Source organism: Rothia sp. HSID18067, assembly GCF_003989445.1.
Taxonomy (GTDB): domain Bacteria; phylum Actinomycetota; class Actinomycetes; order Actinomycetales; family Micrococcaceae; genus Rothia; species Rothia aeria.
Genome location: NZ_RBMF01000001.1, coordinates 446011 through 469043, shown reverse-complemented (window position 1 = coordinate 469043; position 23033 = coordinate 446011). Strand labels below are relative to the sequence as shown.

Sequence of the window (23033 nt, the reverse complement as noted above, 5' to 3'; positions counted from 1 at the left end):
TTGGCAGGCTCACATGTGTATTCCTGCCAGCGGCCCCGTTCTTTTCCTGAAACTCTCCGCTGACTACAACTATGCGCATGTGGCGCATGGGCGCACAGGCGGGGTGGTGTGGGCGAAAGAAAACATGTTCCAGCGGGCGCACGCGCTGAGCATCCCGGCTGTCCCCTGGGGTTTCACCTGCCCGGATCACACCGTGGCCCACATTCAGGAAGCGATGCACCAAGCCCGCGAGCGCGGCAGGCGGCTGCGTATGCTCATGATCTACCGTGCCCCCGACCTTCCCATCACCCCGGCACCCGCCACGCATGAGGGGAACCCACCGAATGACCTGCCCGCACTAGAGCCTTCACCGCTACGAGATGCCTGGTGCGAGGCGGGTTTTACGGCCCAACGGCACGGTGGTCTTCATGACAGGATGCTCGCGCTCGCCAATGTACGAGAGCTAGATGAGCCCGAACCGATAGACCTCGCCCGATACGAAAATACCAGCACTTTCAGGCCGCTCTCACACTCAATGCGCGGTTCACTATCACGCGCGTTGGGGAAGAAGTACACCCCGGCGCAGGACCCTGGTGCGCCCAGTAAAATCTACTGGGTACAGGGCCACGCCGAGGTGCAGGACATCCTCAGTTTTAGGCGTTTCACCCCGTAACACAGCAGGCCATATGAGCAGCTGCTACTTGGGGTCTTGTGTGTTCGGTTTCGGGAAGTGGACGCCGCGCTCAGCAAGAAAACGGCGGTCTTTCTTATCCCACTGCTGGGTGGGGTATGCTGCGAATAAATCCGGGCGGCGTGCCATCGTACGCTCAATCTGTCTCTCCCGCCGCCACCGCGCCACCGCGCCGTGGTTGCCGGACAGAAGCACCGGCGGCACCTGGAACCCACGCCACGAGGCAGGTTTTGTGAACACCGGGTACTCCAGCAGCCCGCCCGTATGCGACTCTTCGGTCAGCGACTCGGGGTTGCCGATCACTCCTGGGATCAGGCGTGCGGTCGCTTCAATCATCGCCATGACCGCAACCTCACCACCGTTGAGCACATAGTCGCCAATAGAGACGGGCATCATGCGAAAACGCTCACTCGCCCACAGCAGCACCCGCTCGTCAATCCCCTCATACCGTCCGCACGCAAAAACAATGTGCTGTTCGGCGGCGAATTCGTAGGCCATCTCCTGGTTAAACACGGCACCTGCTGGTGAAGGCACCACCAGCAGCGGACGCCCATCGGGTTCGGGAACGTGCTGCGGCGCGGGCAGCAGCGGAACCTCATCACTGCCGGAAGCGTCTTCCGTACCGGGTGTACCCTCAGCAGCCGCACCAGCAGTGTCCGCTGGGGCGGGTTCGTTGCTCTGATGCGGGGAGGAAGCAAGGACGGCATCCAAGGCCAAGCCCCACGGTTCGGGTTTCATAACCATGCCCGCACCGCCACCATAGGGGGTGTCGTCCACGGTGCGGTGCCGATCAAACGTGTAATCGCGCAGGTTCACCGTGTTCAGGCTCAGCAGCCCGTCTTCACGCGCTTTACCGATGAGGGAAAGTTCAAGAGGAGCCAGGTACTCCGGGAAAATACTAAGAACGTCGAACCGCACTACTTCCCTTTCAACGGGGTGCTCAGCTCAATCAGGCCCTCCGGGGGGCTCAGCAGCACAAACCCCGGCTCGTCCCCTTCAGCTGGCACCACCTCGGGCACAATCTCATCAACAAACGGGACCATAATCTCCTGACCGCCATAAGCCGGGGACAGCTTAACCAGCAGCAGATCCTGCACCGGCATCGTCTGCAAACCAATCACCGTGCCCAGCGGCTCCCCCACAGCAGGGTTATCGTTGGGGATTTCCCCATCAGGAACATCCTCCAGTAAGAACACGGGCAGCTCTAGCAGCTGATGCTCATAGAACCCTTCTTCTTCGCTGTTCACGTCTTCGGGAACCTCAAACATCAGAAGGGTGTTCCGCAGATCCTCAGCATGGTTACGGGTGGTGATCTCCTCAAAACGCACCACCAGAATCTTCTTATTCCAGCGGGCTGAGGCGACTGTCAAAGCCCCTGCTGGGGCTACGGTTGCGGCAACAGTACCGTGGGTGAACCCGTCAATGTGGAGCACCTCGCCGCGAGAGAATCGTTCTTCAGGGGCATCGGTAAACAGCTCAACCGTGACCTCACCACGAATACCGTGCGGTTTGCCGATACGCGCAACCAAAACCTGCATGAAACTCCTCAAACTTCTACACACCGCGCTGGTACTAGACACTTATTTTACATTGCTTACCTTACGAAAAGTGTCCCTCGCCCAAAAATTTGGGGCCGCACGTAAGAACCCCGCCACCGTAAAAGGTGACGGGATTCTCAGCAGAGGTTTTACTTGCGTTTTTTATCAGTGTCGACGATATCGATACGAACCTGAGAACCATCAGAGATCGCATCCATAACGGTGCGGATGCTCTTAGCGGTACGGCCCGAACGGCCGATCACCCGCCCCAAATCCTCGGGGTGGACTCGCACCTGCAGGGTCTCCCGGTACCGCTGCTGGCGCACACGCACCTTCACATCATCCGGGTGTTCAACAATCCCGCGAACCAGGTGTTCGAGCGCGTCAGCCAACACGATTACTCAGCCGCTTCCTCGGTAGCCTCAGCTTCAGCGGTCTCGCCAGCTGCTTCAGAGGTTTCTTCCTCAGCCTTCTCAGCCTTGGGGGTGATAGCCTCAGGCAGAATGACGGAGCCCTTCTGCGGAACAACGAACTCGGGCTTAGGCTCAACCGGCTTAACCTTGTTCTCAGCCTTCTCACCCTTGAACGCTGCCCAGTCACCTGAGAGCTTCAGCAGAGCCAGCACCTGCTCGGTCGGCTGCGCGCCAACGGAAAGCCAGTACTGTGCACGCTCAGAGTTAATCTCGATACGCGAAGGCTGCTCAGTCGGGTGGTAAATACCGATCTCTTCAATGGTCTTACCGTCACGCTTCACACGCGAATCCGCGATCACAACACGGTAGCGAGGATCGCGGATCTTACCCATACGCTTGAGACGAATTTTAACAGCCACTTTTGTGGTTACTCCTGTTTCAATACTTGGTGCGGAACCGCGCTTCTCGCTCCCGTGGGGCGGGCCGTCCACGTGGCTCCTAATGGACACAACGACACGCGGAGAGAGGGGCCGCGCACGCCGGGTACTCAGATAGGGTAACAAACCCGCAGCATTTAAGCCAGTAGAGGCGCCCCATCAGTGTCTCAGCCAATGCCCGCCTCATGTGCTGCAGCATACTACAACAAAAAATATTAGTGACAACACACCGGGACAGGTTTAAGGCCGCTCATCTGAGCTCATCTCAATCACCTCACCGGTTCTCAGCGCCCTCAGACAATCATGCAGCCGCTCCGCGAAACCCGGGTTCACATACTCCTGCAGCTGTTCTGGCGCCACCCACTTGTAGGTGATCAGCTCCTCCGTTTGCAAGTTTACTGGGGTGTTCTTAGCGATCACACCAGCATCGTACATGTAGTAGGTAGAGTCTCCCCACACGCCTCTCGCCAAACCGTGAAAAACCAGCAGAAGACGCCCCGGGGCAAGACGCAGACCCAGCTCTTCCTCCACCTCACGGAAACACCCCGGTTTAGGGGCCTCCCCGGCCTCAACGGTGCCACCGGGCAAAATCCACCCGTCCTTATAGTTGGGCTGCACCAGCAGAAGCTCACCGTGCTCATTGCGGATGACCGCGCCCGCCGCTAAACGCCGTGTGGGTAAGGTCGCAATGAACTTGATCAGCTCCTCACGGCTTAAATACGAATCCTTCACGGGCGCTCCTTACCACTCTACAGGCCGAAAAAACGTTGGCTCGCACGGCGCAGGCGGGCCCCCAACCGGGAACGCTGCCCCGCCGCTGAGCTGTAGCTGCCCCGCACCGCCGGGATGCGGTTACTCTCCACCAGGTCATCAATTAAAGTACGTTTAGCGGGAGCCTGCGGCTCGCGTTCACCCACCGCGCCCTGCCCGAGGGAAACGGCAGAGCCGTCACTCTCTGGTGAGGAGGCACGCACTACCTCCCCCTGCACGGGCTGTTTCCCGGCGGGTGTTTTAGACCCCAACGGGGTCTGCCTCAGCAAACGTGCCAGCCGGGAAGCTAACAGGACCTCAGCGGTACCACCCATCGCAAAAAATGACGCCAAAGCCGTCGGCACAATCGCGCCCCGCCCCGCGGCACGGCGGCGGCGGGCTAAGGCAATGAAGAACGCTGAGAGCCCCAGCTGCACTGTGCCATCAGCACGAAAAATACGGGTACGCAGCACATCCGCCGGGTCAGCGGCAGGTGCCCCGCCCCCGGTAACACCCGAACCCTGCTGCCCCGGAACACTGCTGGGCTCCTGCTCCTGCGTGCTCCGGCCGCTGCGCGCCGTGGTCTCCGCCGGTGGAGCATCCGGAGCGGCCTGTGCGCCCCGCCGGGCCACCACCGACGCCGAAACACCATTCACCGGCTCCTCAGCAGCTGACCCGAATGAGAACGCCCCACGAAGCCCGCCACGCATCCACCGGTTTAATGCGCTTTCCTTAGGCGGCAGGTGGGTGAAGTCAAACGGGATCCTGCCGGTAGCCATCACGTCAAGCCACTGCTCAAGATTCACCTGACGGTCAGTTGCCACCAGGCGATACGAACGATCCAGCGGGCTCGCCAGCGTGGACTCATCCTCACCAAAAATACGGGCCGTGCTAATGGACGAAACCTCAATGCGCCGCCCCGGAACATCAGCCAGCTCAACCGGCAGCCCCAACAGCTGAAGCACCGACTCCAAGGCAAGAGTGTTCTTCACGTCATGAACATAAGAAGCCAAACGGCGCTTCTGCTGCCCCGTCACCTCAAACAGGTCAGCCAGCACCTCCACCGAACGTTCCCTCGCATCACGTGTCTCAGCCGACTCCAGCGGCATACCGGGAAGGTCCAGCAGCACATCCGCGAGCTCAGGCCCGCACGCCTGCCTCTGCTCATCAGATATGGGACGAGTCAGCTGCTTCGGTACGCCCTGCCACCGCAGCTCAAGAAGCATAACCTCAGGGTCCGTAGGAACCCCAAGCACACTCTGTACCCAATCATTCAACGATGCGGCATCCGCAGGATCCTCATCCAAGGAATCTGGCTCCTCAGGAGGCACAATAACCACCAGATGCTGCTGGTTCTCGTTACCCTCCGCGACAAGGGCTGTGCACTGCACATCATCAATGAGCGCCAACAGGTCATCGGGCATACCCGCAACCAGGGTCCAAGCACCGGCAGGGGCCACCGCGAACTGCCGTTCACCGCGCGTTAACAGCAGGGCGGTCAGCACATCAATATCAACATCCAGCAGGGCCGCCGCATCAGCATCCGTCAAAAACTCCAGCTCATCGGCACCCCCAAACAGAGGCACCCAGATAGTTGGCGAATCCTCAAGTGCAGCACCTGTAACAGGAAGCTGATCAACCAGCCAGGCCACATAGTCCTCAAGGGGCTCGCCCACAGCAAAAACGCTGCCGGTGCGGGCCTGCTGCTCCGGGCGCAGCTGAAAAACGTTTAAATACCCGTCGCTGTCAACACCGCACAGCACATACACCTGCACCTCGGTCTCGCCCAGTTCGTAGGCCACAAGCTCAGGCCGCTCACCGGTGAGCGCAATAAGCTTCTGCACAATATCATCGTGGGAGGCACCGCGTGCAAGCACCCGGCGCCGGTGCAGCTCCTCTTCCTGGGCAGGGTCAATAATATTTTCAAGACCCAAACGCACCTCGGAGGTACCGGCTTTACGCTGGTTTTTCCCCGGCACAGTGCTATCTGATGAAGGCATCGGGCGAACCTCTACGGTAAACTCCCCCGTATCCTGCAACGGTTGAGTCCGTTCCTCCGCGCCGCCGGGCGAAGCAGCACCATCTGCTGCACCGTTATGAGCGTCAGAGACGGCATCAGAATCCGCCCACATTTCGCTGAGCTTCTCAAAAGTCAGCTCACTATTTTCCAGTGACTTCGCCAGCTCATCCAGCCGCTCAGTATCCTCCACCTGATTCGGGGTGGCGTACATCTGCTGCGCTTTACGGATCAGCTCAACAATGCTGTCAGCCACAGCAGCATCACCGTCAGCTAACTGGCCCGAAACAGTTGAATACACTACCTGGGCCTCGCCCATCGACGGAGTGTTCTCACCGTATTCCAGAGAAAGCCGCACCCACACCGGCTCCAAGCCTTTCGCGCTGCCATACTCGGATGCATCACCATCCCGCTGCGGTACGGTGAAGTCACTCGGGGTATCCGGGGCACCAAAATTATGCTTGTCTTCACTCGACACGGGGACTCCTTACATTCCTTGCAGCATTGCTTTCCACCGGCCTGTTGGACTTCACCCCTTAAATCGTTAGACCGAACGGGGTGCGCACCGTGCCCGCGCTTAGGGCACGGGCCTCAGCAACCCGTCTAATGTCAATATTCTCTCACCAGCACCACGGCCAGACACCCTATTCGGCTGAGCGCCAAATCTGGGCTAACACAGTACGTTGAGCTCTACTTCAAGAACTTCTCAAAGCCCTTAGGCAAGTTCATATCCGCAAGGTCAAGCTCCTGCTGCTGCGTCTGCTGCCCAAAGGCAGCGCCCTGACGGGCTTTCTCCGCCTGCTGCGCCTGCGCCTCCTGCTGTGCACGCTTCATGGGGTTGCCCGAACGTGACCCCTTCTTCTTATTCTTCTTGTTCTTCTTACGGTTACTGCCGCCAGCAGAGGCCATACCGGGCATCTGCATACCACCGGGAACACCGGACATCTTACCGGCGGCAAGCTTCTTCATCATCTTCTGAGCCTGAGCGAAACGCTCCATCAGTTGATTCACCTCAGAGACGGTAACGCCCGCACCCTTCGCAATACGCGCACGGCGGGAACCGTTAATAATCTTCGGGGCCACACGCTCATGCGGAGTCATTGAACGCACAATAGCCTCAACCCGGTCAATTTCACGCTCGTCAAAAGCCTCCAGCTGCTGACGGATCTGCGCCGCGCCGGGCATCATCATCAGAAGCTTCTTCATAGAACCAAGCTTGCGAATCTGCTGCATCTGCGCCAAGAAATCCTCAAACGTGAAGTCTTCCTGGTCAATGAACTTCTTCGCCATGCGGTCAGCTTCAGCCTTGTCCCAGTTAGCCTCAGCCTGCTCGATCAGGGTCAGAATATCGCCCATATCAAGGATGCGGCTGGCCATACGGTCGGGGTGGAACTGCTCAAAGTCACCCACGTTCTCACCCGTGGAAGCAAACATAATCGGTTTGCCGGTCACCGAAGCAACCGAAAGCGCCGCACCGCCGCGGGCGTCACCATCAAGCTTGGAAAGCACCACGCCGGTAAAGTCCACGCCCTCGTTGAAGGCGTTCGCGGTGTTCACCGCATCCTGGCCGATCATCGCATCAATCACGAACAGCACTTCTTGCGGCTCAATGGCATCACGAATATTACGCGCCTGCTGCATGAGCTCAGCATCCACACCCAAGCGGCCTGCGGTATCAACAATCACCACATCATGCAGCTTCGCACGCGCCTCAGCCACACCATCGCGGGCCACCTGCACCGGGTCACCAGTGGGGGTGTCGAACTCACTAGTCACACCCGGGTGAGGCGCAAAAACAGGCACGCCCGCGCGTTCACCCACAATTTTCAGCTGGGTCACCGCGTTCGGGCGCTGCAAATCAGATGCCACCAGGATGGGGGTGTGTCCCTGACCCTTCAGCCACTTTGCGAGTTTACCCGCCAGCGTGGTTTTACCGGCACCCTGCAACCCAGCAAGCATAATAATGGTGGGGCCGCTCTTCGCCATATTAATACGGCGAGTCTGCCCACCCAGAATACCCACCAGCTCCTCATTGACGATCTTCACGATCTGCTGCGAGGGGTTCAGAGCCTCCGACACTTCCGCGCCGAGCGCACGTTCCTTCACATGCGCAACGAACTCACGCACCACCGGAACGGCGACGTCCGCGTCCAGCAGCGCACGCCGGATCTCCCGCACGGTCGCATCAATATCAGCCTCTGAGAGGCGTCCCTTGCCGCGCAGGTTTTTAAAGGTTGCCGTCAACCGGTCTGAGAGCGAATTGAACACGAGCCGTGGTCACTTTCTATACGTCGGTGAGCGGGACACACGGCAATATTATGGCCGCACCAGCCCGCATCTTTAACATGGGTAATCAATCTACAAGGATACAGGATATGCCCTAATATGCTGACAATAGCACCCTTTAATGAGCGTTTGGCGAAACCGCACAACAGCACACAGCCACATAATAGAGGTATGGACTTTCGGACGACAGCTGCAGGACACCAATACGGGGTGCGAGCCTCTGCGCTGATCATGCACGCGGGAAAACTTCTCACCTACAGTAACCACAACAAATACTTTGTACCCGGCGGCGCAGTGCACGTCGGTGAGCACAGCACGGATGCGGTACGCCGCGAAATACGCGAAGAACTAGGTATCGACTGCACGGTTCGGCAGCTTGCGTTCGTAGGAGAGCACCTTTTCGAGGTGCACGGTATGCCGAACCACCGCATCGAATTCCACTACCTCGTAGATGTTGATTCTGAAACGGTCCCAATAACCACCCGCGATGAAGGGCACCACTACCCCTGCGTGTGGCTACCGCTTCAATCCCTGGCGGATTATCCGCTCAAACCAGAGTTTCTTACACATGAGCTGCCGCGGTGGGATGGGAAGCTAAAACACCTAACGACCCGCGAATAGATTACCCGATTAGTCAATAGGCACAATGCGGGGAGCCTCTTCTGCACATGGAGACGAGTTACTGACATCCGGTTAAAGAAAACATTCAAAAAATTGGGGTCTTGAACATACATCCAACGGAAACACACAGCGCCCCCGGCAGGAAATTTTTACCCCTCCACCTGGAGGTTATTTCCTATCGGGGGCGCCGCATGCGGTTATTTATAGGCAGCTAGTCGAGGAGCGCATCCACGAAACCTTCGGGATCGAAGGGGGCCAGGTCGTCCGGGCCTTCGCCGAGTCCCACGAGCTTGACGGGAACACCCAATTCTTCCTGAATAGCCACCACGATGCCGCCCTTTGCGGTACCGTCGAGCTTAGTGAGCACAATACCGGTCACGTCCACGATTTCGCCGAAGACCTTCGCCTGCACCATACCGTTCTGCCCGGTGGTTGCGTCAATCACCAGAAGCACCTCGGTCACGGGGGCTTCCTTCTCAATCACGCGTTTGATCTTACCGAGCTGATCCATCAGACCGGCCTTATTCTGCAGACGACCCGCAGTATCAACCAGAACCGTGCCGATGCCCTCAGCCTTAGCGGTCTTCACCGCGTCGAAAGCGACAGAGGCGGGGTCAGCGCCTTCCTTCTCGCTGCGCACGGTCTTCACGCCCACGCGGTCGCCCCAGGTCGTCAGCTGTTCGGAAGCCGCAGCACGGAAAGTATCAGCCGCGCCCAGCAGAAGCGAATCCCCGTCCGCGACCATCACGCGGGCGATCTTACCGACCGTCGTGGTCTTCCCCACGCCGTTCACGCCGACCACAAGCACCACGCCGGGGTTGCCGTCGGTGCCCTCGGTTTTCAGTTCACGGTCCATCGTGGGGCCAATAATCTCAAGAAGCTCCTCATGAAGCATCTTCTTTACGGCGGCAGGGTTGTCGGTTCCCTCCACACGCACCCGCTTCTGAAGCGCCTCCACCAGGCGGGTGGTGGGCTCAGCCCCCAAATCCGCCATGAGCAGAGTCTCTTCGACCTCGTCCCAGACATCCTGATCGATGCGATCTCGTGAGAGCAGAGCCAATAGCCCCTTGCCCAGCATGTTGTTCGACCGCGCCAAACGGGCACGCAGCCGCATCAGACGCCCCGCGACCGGCGCGGGAGTCTCAACCCCCGGCTCCTGCGGCTCGTCATCCTCAGGCTCTTTGGCACCGCCGGTATCATCGGCGTCGCGGGTGCTCGGGTACCCGCCGCGAGGCGCCTTCGGGGAACGCAAAAACGCAAAGAGCACACCGACAAGAACCAGCACGCCCAGCACAATTGCAAGGATTATCCACATAGTTTCATTCACATTACTAGCTTACCGGTTCGCACCCTCCCAACACAGTGTTTCTAGGAGATGAATCGTGCAGATAAACCCCGGGCAGGAGTAGACTAGCGATTGTAGAAAACGCCAGCACACCAGCGTCAGCTCACGCCCGCCCATTAGCGCATCGGGCACACAGATACATCAACGAAGAAGGATAATGCCAGAACCCGCAACACCCGAACGTAACAATCACTGTGACCACCCCAGCACCACCACCGGTTCGCTGCCCATTATCACCCCCGGCGCGGACGCTCTGGGTACCGCCACCATCGAAGAAGAAACCGGGCGGCGCATCCGTTTTACTCGCACGCGAGAAACTGTTCAGGGCGGTAAAATCCCCACCGGCCTTAAAGTTCTCATCGCCGCGTCGTTCATGATCGCCCTCGGGTACGGGCTTGTGGCGCCGGTACTCCCCAGTTTTGCGCGTAGCTTTAATGTGGGTGTTGCGGCAACAACGATTGTGGTCTCGGCATTAGCAGCCATGCGGTTAGCCTTCGCGCCGAGTGCGGGCAAGCTTATCTCCCGGTTTGGTGAGCGACCAATCTACACCTGCGGCATGATTATTGTGGCGGTTTCGTCCTTCGTGAATGCCGCCGCCTGGGATTACTGGGTGCTGTTGGCTTCGCGCGCGTTCGCAGGTATCGGCTCGGTCATGTTCACGGTTTCTGCGATGGGTCTTCTGGTGCGTTTAGCGCCGTCGCATATGCGCGGGCGGGTTTCGGGATACTACGCTACCGCATTCCTGCTTGGGAACATTATGGGGCCGGTCGTCGGCGGTGCACTCAGTGGCTTAGGGATGCGCCTGCCGTTCGCCCTCTACGGCTGCTCTCTGCTGGTGGCTGGGGCTATCGTGTGGTTTATGCTGCCCCCGGCAGATCAGATCGATGCCGAACGTGAAGCGTACAGTCTTCCCACCCAGGATGATGTTGCCCCCAGCGCTTCACCTGATGCCGGAAAGCTCGGTACGGCCGCTGCCCCTGCGGCCGATGCACCAGCTTCGGGTAGGAAATCCGTATCGGGTCAGGAGCCGTCTCAGCAGAAAACCCCCGCACCAGCCATTATGACCGTTCGGCAGGCACTCAAATTTACGAACTACCGTTCGGCGCTTTTCACGAACTTCACAATTGGCTGGGCGGTTTTAGGCATACAGTCCTCCCTGATTCCGCTGCTCGCGGCGTATTTGGCGACGGGCGGTGATGCGTCTAAGGCATCGGAGGGAACCGTCCTTGCCTCTACGGTGATGGCGGTCGGTTCGTTAGCGAACGCTCTCACCCAAACCATTTCGGGGCGTCTATCTGATAGCCTGGGGCGACGCATCATGATTTTTATCGGTTTGCTGATCGCCGGAACCGCCATTTCAACCATTGGTATTTCTTCGGCACCCTGGATGCTCATCACCCTCATCGTGGGCATGGGGGCCGGTGCTGCACTAATCACGCCCTCGCTGCAGGCTTCTGTTGCCGATGTAATCGGCGGTAAACGCGACGGTGCGCCTGTGCTTGCGACCTTCCAAATGCACAGTGACTTTGGTATGATTCTGGGTCCGCTTCTCGCCGGTGCCGTCGCCGATACGTGGGGGTTTACGCCCGCGTTCATACTCTGCGGAGGTTTACTCCTGGCGGCTTCACTCACCTGGCTGCCGTTCCACACCCCGCGCTGGCCCCGCGAACTGGCGGACGAGAACTATACCGGGAAATAAAGGAACATTCACAAAACATGTGGGCTTAAGAATACTTGGAAGTATTCTTAAGCCCACATGTTTTATGCGCAGAAAACGCTAAAGAAGCTCTCGCAGTTCCTCCACGCTCTGCGAAATAACGGTTGAAACCCCCTCACGCATCGACACCCCGTACAGGGTTTGTGCCACCTGCATTGTGCGTTTCTGGTGCGTGATCAGAATCAGCTGCGAGCACTGCCCCAGCTGCTCAATCACCTCAAGCAGACGCCCCAAGTTGCGGTCGTCAAGGGCCGCTTCCACCTCGTCAAGGGCGTAGAAAGGGCTGGGACGGGCCATAAAAATAGCAATGAGCAGAGCCAGAGACGCTAACGACCGTTCACCGCCTGAGAGGAGCGAGAGACGTTTAACTTTTTTGCCAGCGGGCCGCGCAAAAATCTCGATACCCGAGTTGAGGGTGTCTTCGGGGTCCGTGAGTTCTAGCCGCCCCTGACCGCCCGGGAAAAGCGTGGCGAAAATATGCTCATAATGCTCATTAATATCGGCGAGCGCGGCGGTGAACACTTCGGTGATGCGGCTGGTGACTTCGTCCATGACGGTATTCAGGTCAGCACGGGACTTTTTGAGGTCTGCGATCTGTTCGCGGAGGTAGCTGTGCCGCTCGGTGAGCGCCTCATATTCTTCCAGTGCTAACGGGTTGACACTGCCTAGTCGGCGGAGCTCGGCTTCGGTGGCGGTGAGGCGCTCTTTGAGGGTTTCTTCGCTGACTTCTTCGTCCCCTGCCGCAGCCTGCGGGTGGGCGGCGGTGATCTCATCAAGGGTGAGGCTGGTGAGCAGCTGGGCTCGTTCGGACAGGTTCTCACGGCGGGTTTCGATGCGCGCAATGTCGGTTTCGCTTCGGGCGGCGAGGGTGAGGGCTGCGGTGCGGGCGGTTTCAAGCTCTTGCTGTTCGGCACGGTTTTTGGTGCGCTGGGCCGTTATTTTTTCGATTTCGCCGGTGGTGTCGGCAATATGTTGGCGCAGCTTTGCTGTTTCGTGTTCAAGAGCGTGGGCGAGGGTGAGGGCACGGGCGTGCGTACCCTGGGCGCGTTGTGCAACGCGCTGGGTGTGAGCAGCCGCAGCGTGGGCGTTCTTCCGGGTGCTAATGGCGCGCTGGTGCAGGTCTTGAGCGCGGGTGAGGGCTGTTTGTGCTGCTGCGTGTTCCGCTTCGATGCGCACCATAACGGAGTGGGCTTCTTGGCGGGTTTTTTCTGCTTGCGTGTGGGTATCACGCGCAGCAGCCAGCTCGGCCTCTAGGGCCTGTTGTGTGGTGGGCGGGTGCGTTTGCGCCGCCTCTGCGGGGTGCTGCTGCGCGGTTTCGTGGGCGTCAAGTTCGGCTCGGGCGTGGGCGTAGGTTTCGTTCGCTAGGCGTGCTGCTGTGCGGGCGGTTTCGAGTCGTTCTTGGGCGCGGCGCAGTTCCGCATCCATGCTTTCACCACGAACAGTAATGCGTTCTTGCGCGGTTTGGGCGGCGCTCAGTGCGGCACGCGCCTGCCCCAGGGTTTTGGCGGTATCCCGTTCAGTGGTGAGTGTTTCGGCGAGCTTTTTCTCTGCGGCTGCGAGTTTCTGGGCGGCGTGCTGGGCTAGACGGGCGGTAGCCTCGGCGTGCTCTTGCGCTGTGCGGGCGGCGGCGGCCAGTTCGAGGGCGCTGGCCCCCGCGTCGGGGTGCAGCTCAGCGTGGCGCGAGTACACGATACCGTGCGTATCTATTGCTAGGCGGGCCCCCGCTTTAAGTGCTGCGCGGGCGTGGTGTGCGGTGGGAGCACAGTAGACTCCCGCAAGCTGTTCGTCGAGTGCCGCTTTTAGGGCCTGGGTTTCTGCTTTCCGCAGCGGTTTGGGGCCGGTACCGGCTGGGTCTTCGGCGCGTATGGTGATGATGTTGTGTGCAGCATGGGCTTTTACGGTTGGCGGCATCACGGGTTCGGGACGCTTTTCAGGAGCACTGTTTGGTGAGCCAGCGGGGAGGATGCGTGAGATGCTGGCTGTTCTGGGTGCGTTCAGTGCGGCGGTTGCCAGCTGCGCCAGGGCGGAGGCGGCGGCTTTTTCCCAGCCTGGTTCGATGGTGATAACGTCCAGAACACGTAGCAGGTTCTCGGCTGCGGGGCTTGACGCCCCCTGTGGTTCCTCCTGGTTCAGGTGGGTGCCGAGAGCTTCGCGCAGGGTAGCGGCACGCTCGCGGGCACCTGCTGCCTCTTGGGCGGTGCGGGCGGCTTCTTCCCGAGCGGCGTCGCGTTTTTCTTCTGCGCTCATGCGTTCTTGACGGATCTTCGTCAGACGCTGCTCGTGGGCGTCATGTTCGGCCTCGGCGGCGGTGCGGGCGGCCTCAGCTTCGGCGCGTTGACCAGCGATTCCGGCTGCTTCTGCGGTGAGCTGTTCCACCTCTGCCCTGCGGTTCGTTTCCTCATCGTTGGCCCGCTCGTACCCGGCGCGTGCCACGGCGGCGGCTTCGGTGAGTTCGGCACGGCGCTGGCGCTCCTGCTGGGCTGCGGCGGCGTGGGCGGTGAGCTTCTGCTCGATACTCTGCACCTGGGCGCGCGCCGATTCGGCGACCTCGGCAGCCTGTTGAAGTGTTTCGCGGGCTTGTTCGAGGGCTGCGGTGCTTTGGGCCAGCGCCTGCTCGTCGGCCTCCATGCGCTCTGCTGCCCTGTTGACTTCGGCGTCGTAACCGGTCATATCTGCGTTTTGCTGCCCGGTTTTTGCGCGTTCGGCAGCCACGGAGGCGGTGGCGTGCGTGCGGGTGAGCAGCTGGTTCAGGTGCGAAAGCTGCTCGGCGTGAGCCGCCTGGGTGGCGCGTAAAAATTCAAGGTGCGTATCGTGTTCCAGGCCGTCGGCGTGGGCTTGTGACCACTGCTGCTGCAGCTGCTCGGCGTGTTCGGTGGCTGCGGCGCCCCGCTCACGTTCGGTGTCTAATAAGCTGTCGAGGGCGTGGGCTTGGCGGGCAATCAGCAGCGCGTTGAGTTCACGGATACGCGCCTGCAGTTCGCGTGCTGCCGCAGCAGATTCGGCTTGCTCCCCCAGCGGTTTCAGCTGGCTCTGCAGCTCGGCTGCTAGGTCGTTGAGCCGGGTGAGGTTCGCGCTCATCGCCTCAAGTTTACGTGCTGTTTTATCTTGACGGCGGCGGTATTTGAGGATTCCGGCGGCTTCTTCGATCACCTCGCGGCGTTCGGCGGCGGAGGCGTGCAGAATCTTATCCAGCTGCCCTTGGCCGATCAGCACGTGCATCTCAGGCCCCAGGCCCGCCTCAGACAGCAGGTCTTGCACATCGGACAGCCGGGCCGGGGAACCATTAATCTCGTATTCACTGCCGCCGGCGCGGAACATGGTGCGGGAAATTTCGACCTCTGCTGAGGGGATCGTCAGCGCCCCGTCTGAGTTGTCGATGCGCAGGCTCACCTTTGCCCGCCCCAGTGCTGATTTGCCGCCCTGTTCGGCCCCGGCCCCGGCGAAAATAACGTCCTGCATGGACCCGCCGCGCAGGCTTTTAGCGCCTTGTTCTCCCATGACCCAGGCAAGCGCATCCACAATATTTGATTTGCCTGAACCGTTCGGCCCCACCACTGCGTTAATGCCGGGGGTGAACTCGAACGTGGTGGCGGAGGCGAAGGATTTGAAACCGCGCAGGGTGAGCGAATGCAGGTGCACGGGGAGTATCCTTCCGGTAGTGGTTTTCGGCCCAGCCGTGATTTTCAGCTACCTATAAGGTTAACGTATCAGGGTTTGGCGGGCCCGGCGGCTATACTTGGGGCGTAGGGTTACAGGCCTACGCCCGCAGTGAACGGGTGGTGCTTATTACTCTTACTGACGGGTTTTATATGCCCGCCCTAATAACTGATACGGGCCTTGGTAGGGTAAATTTTAAGTAACCAACACTGAGGCGGGGAGCGCACAAGCTCCCCTTCTTTCGTGAACGAAATAGTACTGTCCAAAACATACGAAGGCATTATGTCTGCACAAAACGCTGCTTCGCCCGGATCAGGGGCGAACTCCGATATCCGCCACCGCAACGCGGCGCTACTTTCGATTGAGAACGAGCTACCACCCCTGGTGGTTTCGAGCGACTACTTTGATGAGCAGCTGGCAGACACCTACAAGCGGTTGCGCATGCCCAAGGGCCTGCTGGAGCGGCTGGCTGGCATTAGTGAACGGCGTGGCTGGGCGCAGGGGCAGACCTTTGAGGACGGCGCGGTTGCCGCCGCTGAGAAGGCGATCTCCTCCGCCGGTATTGACAGGAACCGCATCGGTTTAATGATTAACGCCTCGGTGACGCGCGATAATTTTGAACCCGCCGTCTCGGTGGGTGTTCACGACCGCCTTAACCTGCCGCGGCACGCTTTGAACTTCGATATTACAAACGCCTGCCTGGGGTTTGTGAACGCCATGACGGTGGCAGCGACCATGATCGACTCGGGCGCTATCGAGTACGCCCTGGTTGTGGCCGGCGAGGACCCTTCCCCCTGGCACCGTACCGCCCTGCGCATCCTAAACCAGCCCAATACTTCCCGCGATGATGTGCTCGCGCAGTTCGCCACCCTCACCCTCGGCTCGGGTGCGGCAGCAGCCGTAATAGGCCGGGCGGATGAGCACCCCAACGGGCACCGTATTGTGGGCTCCGTGTCGCGGGCAGGTACGGAGCACCGCGATTTGTGCATCGGCGGCGAAGCCGACCAAGGAATGAACACCGATGCTGCCGGGCTGCTGGAGCACGGCTTGGAGCTGGTGGCGCAGGCGTGGGAGCAGGCGCATCAGGACGGCTGGGACTGGGGCAGCATGACCTCCTATGTGACCCACCAGATTTCAAACGCCCACACGAACGCCATTATTGAGGCGGTCGGTATTGAGCGGGAACGTATTCCGTTGACTTTCCCCCGCTGGGGTAATGTGGCGGCGGCGGCGCTGCCGATGACCCTGGCCGAGTACGCACCCACCTACGCTAAGGGCGACCGGATTTTGTGTATGGGTGTGGGTTCGGGGCTTAACACAGCGCTCATGGAAATCACCTGGTAACCATATGATGTACCGCAGGGAGCCTTGGCAGTGAGGCTCCCCGACACACACCACCGCAACCCACCCACAGAGCAAATCACCGGTTATACAGCGTAAAGAGAGCAAGGACACGGTTCTATGCGCCACCTGAACTTCCCCAAAACCCAGCCAACGTACAGCCCTCAAGAGTGGACGGGTGTTGACCCCCGCTACTCGCACAGGCTTGAGGTGCCCACCACCGCCCCTATTGAGGCCCGCGCCAATCAGGCGCAGGCGCGCCGCTGGCACTACCTGGATAACCTGCCGGTGCTTCAGCAGCAGGGGCTTGAACCGATCGGTACGGTGCTGTGCGTGCACGGGAACCCCACCTGGTCGTACCTGTGGCGCACCGTGCTTGATGCCGGGGTGAACACCGAAAACCCGTGGCGCGTGGTGGCGGTAGATCAGATCGATATGGGCTACTCCGAACGCACCCACCTCGACTTGGAGGGTGAGAGGCGTTCCCTTGAAGACCGTATCGCGGATTTGGGTGATTTTACGCGCGAAACCGGGCTGGATGAGACCAAACAGCCACTAGTAATCCTGGCGCATGACTGGGGCGGGCTGGTGTCTTTAGGCTGGGCTCTTGAGCACAAGAGCATCCTCTCCGGGGTGATGCTCACAAACACCGCTGTTTACCACGACGGTATTGAACGTATACCTGCGCCGCTGCGGCTCGCCCTGAGCGTTCATGAGCTGGGCACAAAAGACTCCACCGCGTTCCTTGACGTGACCCTGGGGCTGGCACAAAACCGGGGGCGCCTGCCGGATCCAGGCACCCCGGGCGCTGCTGAAGCCGCGTTGGCTGGCCCCACCGTGCACCAGCCGCGTGCCCTGTATCCGTATAAGCTTGACGAAGGTATCCGGCGCACCTACCGCGCCCCCTACGCGCACCCGGCGTGGCGTGAGGGTATCCGCAACTTCGTGGGTGATATCCCCACAGGCACCGACATTCCATCCTACAAACATATGGTGCGTATCGCCGAAGGTATTCGTGAGCTGAAGGTCCCCGCGTTCTTCCAGTGGGGCACTAAAGACCCCGTATTTCAGCGCCGCTACCTTTTTGACCTGATGCGCCGCATGCCGCAGGCAAAAGTACACCGCTACGAGAAGGCCTCACATCTTCTGGCGGAAGATTACGATATTGCCGCCCCCATCTTCAGCTGGCTGGGGCAGAACTTCGGGGTGCTCGCCGAGGGTACCCTCCAGGAGCCGGTTAACGCTGAGGCGGCGCACCGCAAAGCCCGGCAAGAACTTGACCATCTTCACCATAGCGATACCACCCAAAACGCCGGATTCCGGCCCATACTAGCGGCACTCACCGAACGCGCCCGAGACACTTCCCTGGCTGTGGTCGATATGGACACCAAAGGCGACGGCACCCAGGTGGCGGTTCAGCTCACCTGGGAGCAGCTGGCTGACAGGGTAGATGCTGCAGCCGCCCAGCTTCACAAGCTGGGGGTGCGCCCCGGTGACCGCGTGAACCTCATGGTTCCGCCCGGGTCCCGCCTCACCACCCTTATCTACGCCTGTTTGAAACTGGGTGCGGTCATTGTGGTGGCTGACACCGGGCTGGGTTTGAAGGGCCTCACCCGTGCGCTCAAGGGCGCTAACCCGCAGTTCATTGTGGGTATTCCTGCTGCGCTCGCCGCTGCCCGCTCGCTGCTGTGGCCGGGTCAGCGTATCTCAGTCGAGCCGTTAAACGCCTTCCAGGAACGGCTGCTTGGTGTGAGCGGCTCCGTATTCGCAGTGGCGCAGAAGAATCAGACCGGCACCGTAGATTTCCCTGCCCCCGCACCGGATGCGGATGCGGCGGTGCTCTACACCTCCGGTTCGACTGGTCCGGCCAAGGGCGTGGTGTACACGCAGCGGCAGCTGGCAGGGATGCGTGATGCGATCGCTCATACGTACGGTTTCGAGGAAGGGTCAGCCCTGGTGGCGGGTTTCGCCCCGTTCGCGCTTCTTGGCCCGGCCCTGGGAGCCACCAGCGTGACCCCCAAAATGGATGTGACCAAGCCGAAAACCTTGACCGCGACCGCGTTGGCTTCGGCTGCTGAAGCCATTGACGCCTCCACGGTGTTCGCCTCACCGGCGGCGCTGGTGAACGTGGTGGCTACCGCGAAGGAGCTGACCGAGCCGCAACGTTCCGCCCTGGCGAAGGTCACCACTGTGCTCTCGGCGGGGGCGCCGATTCCCGTTCCTCTGCTGCAGGCGCTCTCCCAGCTGGTACCTAACGCCTCCCTGCACACCCCGTACGGGATGACTGAGGGGCTGCCCGTAACCGATGTTTCGTTTGAGATGATTCAGCAGGCGATTTCTGAGGGTGCCCCGAACTCTCAGGGTGATGTCCTCGACCCGTTCGCCAAAGACGGGGTATGTGTGGGCTACCCCGTGTACGGTGCGGCAGTAGCAATCGCCGCGTTGCAGGACGACGGTACTCCTGCGGCTAAGACCACCCGCGAGCCCGGTGTCACCGGCGAAATTCTGGTCTCGGCGCCGCATGTGAAAGACCGCTACGACACCCTGTGGGTTACTGAAGAAGAGTCAATCTCTACCCCCGGCTGGCACCACACCGGGGATGTTGGGCATCTGGATGCTTCCGGCCGTTTGTGGGTTGAGGGGCGGCTGGCGCATGTGCTTCTCACCGCTCAGGGGGTGCTCACCCCGGTGGCTGCTGAGCAGTCCGCAGAAACTCTAGCTGAGGTGCGCCGTGCCGCGCTGGTGGCGGTGGGCCCGGACGGTGCCGCCGCCGCGGTACTGGCGATTGAGGCCACCGACCGTGCGCTCAAGCAGGGGCAGGCGCCCCTTGCCCTGAGCAGCGCAGTGCGGGAACGGGTGAAGGAAGATACGGGTATTGAGCTGGCGGCTGTGCTGGTAGTACGTGAGCACCCCACGGACATTCGGCATAACTCTAAAATTGACCGAACCGCCTTGAGCACGTGGGCTCAGAAGGTACTTGCCGGAGCGTAATATAGCGCATTTTATGCGTTACACCCTGGTGCCTGCATACCCCCTTCAAACCTTCTCCTATCCTGTGTCTGTGCCCTGCGTACACACCATAAATACACCACATAGTGATACATAATCTTTCGGAGGCGATGATGACTAACCCCGCTCCCCTGGCGGCACGCTACACCGACCCATCTCCCCGTTCGCTACGGCCCGTTGAAGAATCAGATTTTGCCCCGAGCAACGCAGAACGTGTGCTGCTGACCGGTGCCAGCGGCATGCTGGGCCGCGAGTCTGCGCTGGCCCTATTGCGTGCCGGGTACACTGTGCGGGTGTTTCAACGCTCAGATTCGGGAATAGCCGCCCTGCTGCCGGATACTATTCGCCCCAGGTTCGAGCAGGTGCGGGGTTCCCTCACCAACCGGCAAGCCATTGAGCAGGCGCTGACAGGCGTGAACGGTATTGTGCACGCAGCCGCGAAAGTGTCGGTCTCCGGTGACTGGCGCGACTATGAACGGGTGAATATTGAGGGAACCAAGAGTCTGCTGGATGCTGCGGTTGAGCATGCAATCCCCAAATTTCTGTATATTTCCTCCCCGTCAGTAGCGCACGCCGGAGCGGCACTTGTAGGTGCAGGGAACGGGGATGCCTCCCCCGAACATGCGCGCGGCAACTATGCCAGGTCAAAGGCGGTGGCGGAGAAAGCGGTGCTGCAGATGAACGGTACGGCGCTATCCACCGGGGAGCATCTGTGCACCGGTGCCCTGCGCCCACACCTGATCTGGGGCCCGGGAGATACGCAGCTGGTGGAACGCATCCTGGAGAGGGCCCGTGCGGGGCGGCTGCCGCTTCTATCCGGTGGGACTGGGCTGATCGACACCCTGTACATTGATAACGCCGCCGACGCGGTGGTGCACGGTTACGAACGGTTGGAGGCGCTTGCCGGGCGGGCTGTAGTGGTCACCAATGGGCAGCCGCGCACAGTTGCCGAGCTCATGAGCGGCTTCTGCACTGCTGTGGGCGTTCCCGCACCGCGTTTTTCGGTACCGGCACCGGTGGCTGTGGTGGCCGGGCGCCTGATTGAGAAGGTGTGGGTTTTACTGCCTCATTCGGTGACCGCCGGTGATGAGCCTCCCATGACGGGGTTCCTGGCGGAGCAGCTGTCAACGGCGCACTGGTTTGATCAGCGGGACACTCGTGAACTGCTGGGGTGGGAACCGGCCGTATCAATTGAAGAAGGATATGAGCGGCTACGCTTGTTTTACGGGGATAAGTATTCTCGGCCGTAAAGGTTCATTACCTCCGGTCAAGCCCGCGCGGGGTACGTTGGCAGTGGGGGCACCGGTATGAGGAGCGGTTCATAAACGGTTCACGCACGATAATGCTGGTGCGTCCCTCATCCAGGCAGCGGCGGCACGGCTCACCGGCGCGCCCGTAGGCGTTCAGCGACCGATCAAAATAGCCGGACTGCCCGTTGACGTTCACATACAGGGCGTCGAAGCTGGTGCCGCCGGCGCGGAGCGCTTCAGTAAGTACCTGCTGCACGGCGGCAAATAGTTCCCGGGTCTGTGCGGCGCTAAGTGTGCGGGATGGTTTGGCGTAGTGAATCCTGGCCCGCCACAGCGCCTCATCCGCATAAATATTCCCGATACCGGATACCACGGACTGATCTAGCAGCAGGCGTTTAATGCCGCTGGCGGTGCGGAGCATCTTCGCCCGTATCAGTGACAGATCAAAATACGGGTCTACAGGGTCACGCCCAATATGCTGCACGGCCTGCGGCACCAAAAACTCTTCCGGTATTTCTTCTGCACCGGACAGCGAAGCACTCGCAGGAATGTCAGACACTACATCCGAGAGGAACATGCCGCCAAAGATACGCTGATCAACAAACCGTAATTCGGTGGTTTCACCGGTACTCTCGCCATCGGCAGGTTCGAGTTCAAGGACGATTTTGAGGTGCTTCTCGGGTGCAAAATCTGGGGTTTTTACCAGCAGCTGCCCGCTCATTCCCAGGTGTATGACCAGCGCATACGGCAGCAGCTCACCGGAGGCGCATCCGCCCCTGCCGGTGGCTGCGAGCGTGAGCCACATGTATTTGCCGCGCCGATACGCCCCGTGAATGCGGGTTCCTTCCAGGCGGGCGGCAAAATCTGCTGTGCCCGGTACATGGCGGCGAGTAGAACGTGCATCCAGAATACGCACACGCTCAATGATCCGGCCCGCGGCGTGGGTCTGAACACCCTCACGGACGGTCTCAACCTCGGGAAGTTCAGGCACTGTGCCCTCCTTACTGCCTCATCTGAACCGCAAACAGGCACCGTCAGCCCGGGGTCACAGCAGCACCCGGTAGGCTGCCTCGGCCGCCAGGCGTTCCGCTTCTTTCTTGCTGGTGCCTTCACCGGTTCCGGCAACTTGCCCGGCAACCACGGCTTTGGCCGTGTAGTGGCGTGCGTGGTCTGGCCCTTCGCCGCTCACCTCATACCGGACCTCGCCCCAGGCCCTGGAAGCCACCAGCTCCTGCAGATCGGTCTTCCAGTCACGCCCGGAATTCAGTACGGCCTCATCATCCAATAGCGGCGCAATTAAGCGCAGCACAAGCTCCCGGGCGGCTTCCCTGCCAAGGGTCATGTAGGTTGCACCGAAAATAGCTTCCATCGTATCGGCAAGGATTGAGTCTTTATCGGCACCGCCGGTCAGCCGCTCCCCCTTGCCCAAACGGATATGCGGCCCCAGCCTCAGCTCACGGGCAACTTTTGCCAACGCCACGGTGGACACCACCACGTGGTGCCGTTTCACCAGTTCCCCTTCCGGCATATCCGGGTAGCGGCGAAACACCTCCTCTGCGATAGCGAGCGAAAGCACCGAATCTCCCAGAAATTCCAGGCGCTCATTATGGGCGACCCCGGGATTCTCAAAAGCATAGGAACGGTGCGTTAGGGAGCGCAGAAACGTCTCGGCGTCAATAGTGACGCCGAGACGTTTCTGCAACTCCCTAGCGTCAGATGCACTAGGAACGTTATTCATTGGCAGCCAACTGTAATTTATGCGTCGGCGACCTTGCGGCCCTTGTACTCCAGGAACAGGGCGTTACCCGCAGCATCGGTGACAACCTTAGCCCGGTGCGGCAGGCTGTAGGTCACACGACCGTTCTCGATGGTCTTCACCAGCGGGGGCACAGAGGCCTTCCACTGGGAACGGCGTGCGCGGGTGTTAGCGCGGGACATTTTGCGCTTGGGAACAGCCACAGCTATCTCACAATCTCTAGTAA

At 60.3% G+C, this 23033-nt stretch carries 18 protein-coding genes; 6 read left to right on the top strand and 12 right to left on the bottom strand.

The genetic code is table 11. From position 1 onward, the window contains the following. Positions 1-13: 13 nt before the first annotated feature. On the top strand, positions 14-652 hold the full coding sequence (locus tag D8M23_RS02100) for a hypothetical protein (protein WP_126853421.1): 639 nt from the start codon (positions 14-16) through the stop codon (positions 650-652). Positions 653-676: 24 nt separating this feature from the next. Here the strand turns inward: D8M23_RS02100 and trmD are convergent, their stop codons facing one another. The 7 genes from trmD to ffh all read right to left on the bottom strand — a co-directional run bounded on the left by trmD (position 677) and on the right by ffh (position 8093). After that, positions 677-1588 carry a tRNA (guanosine(37)-N1)-methyltransferase TrmD gene (gene trmD, locus D8M23_RS02095; protein WP_006887974.1) on the bottom strand — a complete coding sequence of 304 codons (912 nt, stop codon included), beginning with the start codon at positions 1586-1588 and terminating at the stop codon, positions 677-679. Further along, positions 1588-2208, bottom strand: a complete 621-nt coding sequence (rimM, locus tag D8M23_RS02090; protein WP_006887988.1) for a ribosome maturation factor RimM — start codon at positions 2206-2208, stop codon at positions 1588-1590. Before rimM ends, trmD begins: the two co-directional genes overlap by 1 nt. A gap of 149 nt (positions 2209-2357) precedes the next feature. Beyond that, complete coding sequence (locus D8M23_RS02085) at positions 2358-2603, bottom strand: RNA-binding protein (RefSeq protein ID WP_006887976.1); 246 nt, start codon at positions 2601-2603, stop codon at positions 2358-2360. A 2-nt stretch (positions 2604-2605) separates the two neighbouring features. Next, complete coding sequence (gene rpsP / locus D8M23_RS02080) at positions 2606-3040, bottom strand: 30S ribosomal protein S16 (RefSeq protein ID WP_006887964.1); 435 nt, start codon at positions 3038-3040, stop codon at positions 2606-2608. Positions 3041-3298: 258 nt separating this feature from the next. Beyond that, on the bottom strand, positions 3299-3790 hold the full coding sequence (locus D8M23_RS02075) for an NUDIX domain-containing protein (RefSeq protein WP_126853419.1): 492 nt from the start codon (positions 3788-3790) through the stop codon (positions 3299-3301). Positions 3791-3807: 17 nt separating this feature from the next. After that, entirely contained in the window at positions 3808-6303 is a 2496-nt protein-coding gene (locus D8M23_RS02070; RefSeq protein ID WP_126853417.1) for a hypothetical protein, read from the bottom strand. Positions 6304-6515: 212 nt separating this feature from the next. Continuing rightward, the gene (gene ffh / locus D8M23_RS02065) at positions 6516-8093 is read right to left on the bottom strand and encodes a signal recognition particle protein (RefSeq protein ID WP_126853415.1); all 1578 of its coding nucleotides are present in this window, start codon (positions 8091-8093) and stop codon (positions 6516-6518) included. Between the two features lie 189 nt (positions 8094-8282). Between ffh and D8M23_RS02060 the strand changes: the two genes are divergently transcribed. Continuing rightward, a complete protein-coding gene (locus D8M23_RS02060) occupies positions 8283-8732 on the top strand; it encodes an NUDIX hydrolase (protein ID WP_126853413.1) in 450 nt (149 codons plus the stop codon). Between the two features lie 211 nt (positions 8733-8943). Here D8M23_RS02060 and ftsY read toward each other — a convergent pair whose 3' ends face one another. Continuing rightward, a complete protein-coding gene (gene ftsY, locus D8M23_RS02055; protein ID WP_174234613.1) occupies positions 8944-10047 on the bottom strand; it encodes a signal recognition particle-docking protein FtsY in 1104 nt (367 codons plus the stop codon). Between the two features lie 187 nt (positions 10048-10234). On the opposite strand from ftsY, the gene D8M23_RS02050 reads away from it, so the two are divergent. Beyond that, the gene (locus tag D8M23_RS02050; RefSeq protein ID WP_174234599.1) at positions 10235-11776 is read left to right on the top strand and encodes an MFS transporter; all 1542 of its coding nucleotides are present in this window, start codon (positions 10235-10237) and stop codon (positions 11774-11776) included. Between the two features lie 78 nt (positions 11777-11854). Here D8M23_RS02050 and smc read toward each other — a convergent pair whose 3' ends face one another. Further along, positions 11855-15433 (bottom strand): chromosome segregation protein SMC, encoded by a 3579-nt coding sequence (gene smc, locus D8M23_RS02045; RefSeq protein WP_126853409.1) that lies wholly within the window; start codon positions 15431-15433, stop codon positions 11855-11857. A gap of 300 nt (positions 15434-15733) precedes the next feature. On the opposite strand from smc, the gene D8M23_RS02040 reads away from it, so the two are divergent. From D8M23_RS02040 to D8M23_RS02030, 3 genes are all read left to right on the top strand, one after another. Then, positions 15734-16795: a 3-oxoacyl-ACP synthase III gene (locus tag D8M23_RS02040; protein ID WP_023134713.1), complete on the top strand. Its 1062-nt coding sequence runs from the start codon at positions 15734-15736 to the stop codon at positions 16793-16795. A 117-nt stretch (positions 16796-16912) separates the two neighbouring features. Beyond that, entirely contained in the window at positions 16913-19783 is a 2871-nt protein-coding gene (locus tag D8M23_RS02035; protein WP_126853407.1) for an alpha/beta fold hydrolase, read from the top strand. A 131-nt stretch (positions 19784-19914) separates the two neighbouring features. Further along, on the top strand, positions 19915-21051 hold the full coding sequence (locus D8M23_RS02030; protein WP_126853405.1) for an NAD-dependent epimerase/dehydratase family protein: 1137 nt from the start codon (positions 19915-19917) through the stop codon (positions 21049-21051). A 7-nt stretch (positions 21052-21058) separates the two neighbouring features. Here the strand turns inward: D8M23_RS02030 and mutM are convergent, their stop codons facing one another. Genes mutM through rpmF form a run of 3 tightly spaced genes read right to left on the bottom strand, consistent with a single transcriptional unit; the run spans position 21059 to position 23010 of the window. Beyond that, a complete protein-coding gene (mutM, locus tag D8M23_RS02025) occupies positions 21059-22042 on the bottom strand; it encodes a bifunctional DNA-formamidopyrimidine glycosylase/DNA-(apurinic or apyrimidinic site) lyase (RefSeq protein WP_126853404.1) in 984 nt (327 codons plus the stop codon). A gap of 54 nt (positions 22043-22096) precedes the next feature. Continuing rightward, positions 22097-22789: a ribonuclease III gene (gene rnc, locus D8M23_RS02020; protein ID WP_006887990.1), complete on the bottom strand. Its 693-nt coding sequence runs from the start codon at positions 22787-22789 to the stop codon at positions 22097-22099. A 17-nt stretch (positions 22790-22806) separates the two neighbouring features. Beyond that, complete coding sequence (rpmF, locus tag D8M23_RS02015) at positions 22807-23010, bottom strand: 50S ribosomal protein L32 (RefSeq protein ID WP_006887962.1); 204 nt, start codon at positions 23008-23010, stop codon at positions 22807-22809. Positions 23011-23033: the final 23 nt, after the last annotated feature.

Excerpts from the sequence above, each read along its gene's own strand:
- D8M23_RS02100 (WP_126853421.1), top strand. The coding sequence starts at position 14 with ATGTGTATTCCTGCCAGCGGCCCCGTTCTTTTCCTGAAACTCTCCGCT.
- rimM (WP_006887988.1), bottom strand. The coding sequence starts at position 2,208 with ATGCAGGTTTTGGTTGCGCGTATCGGCAAACCGCACGGTATTCGTGGT.
- D8M23_RS02060 (WP_126853413.1), top strand. The coding sequence starts at position 8,283 with ATGGACTTTCGGACGACAGCTGCAGGACACCAATACGGGGTGCGAGCC.
- ftsY (WP_174234613.1), bottom strand. The coding sequence starts at position 10,047 with ATGTGGATAATCCTTGCAATTGTGCTGGGCGTGCTGGTTCTTGTCGGT.
- D8M23_RS02050 (WP_174234599.1), top strand. The coding sequence starts at position 10,235 with ATGCCAGAACCCGCAACACCCGAACGTAACAATCACTGTGACCACCCC.
- D8M23_RS02040 (WP_023134713.1), top strand. The coding sequence starts at position 15,734 with ATGTCTGCACAAAACGCTGCTTCGCCCGGATCAGGGGCGAACTCCGAT.
- D8M23_RS02035 (WP_126853407.1), top strand. The coding sequence starts at position 16,913 with ATGCGCCACCTGAACTTCCCCAAAACCCAGCCAACGTACAGCCCTCAA.
- D8M23_RS02030 (WP_126853405.1), top strand. The coding sequence starts at position 19,915 with ATGACTAACCCCGCTCCCCTGGCGGCACGCTACACCGACCCATCTCCC.
- rnc (WP_006887990.1), bottom strand. The coding sequence starts at position 22,789 with ATGAATAACGTTCCTAGTGCATCTGACGCTAGGGAGTTGCAGAAACGT.